Genomic DNA, 447 nt, shown 5'->3' with positions numbered 1-447 from the left:
GGAGGGCGCCGCGAGCGCGGTGGTCGGCGACCTGACCCGCCCGATCAACATGGCGGCGGCGCTCAGCGGCGTCGACGCCGTGGTGCACTCGGCAGGCCTCGCCCATGCGATGTCGGGCGCCCCCGAGGACGATTACCGCACGCTCAACACCGAGGCGACGCGCAAGCTCGCGGAGGCCGCGGCCCGAGCGAAGGTGCGCCGGTTCGTGTTCCTGTCCTCGATCCGCGCGCAGGTCGGCGCCAGCGCGCCGTGCGTGGTCGGGGAGGGCGATGAGCCCCGGCCCACCGACGCCTACGGCCGCTCCAAGCTGGAGGCCGAGCGGGCGCTGGCCGAGACCGGGCTCGACTGGGTCGCGCTCCGCCCGGTCCTGGTCTACGGGGCGGGCGTGAAGGGCAACATGGCCGCGCTGCTGCGGCTCGCCCGCAGCCCCTACCCCCTGCCGCTCGG

The 447-nt window shown here is 76.1% G+C and carries 1 protein-coding gene; it reads left to right on the top strand.

All coding sequences use genetic code 11. The features are described 5' to 3' along the window. The coding region (locus FV228_RS32640) for an NAD(P)H-binding protein (protein ID WP_147858043.1) at positions 1–447 on the top strand (447 nt) is incomplete at both ends.

The sequence above is a fragment of the Methylobacterium sp. WL18 genome (assembly GCF_008040015.1).
GTDB lineage: Bacteria > Pseudomonadota > Alphaproteobacteria > Rhizobiales > Beijerinckiaceae > Methylobacterium > Methylobacterium mesophilicum.
Note: the sequence above shows the minus strand (reverse complement) of the source record. Positions and strands in the feature narration are given on the sequence as shown.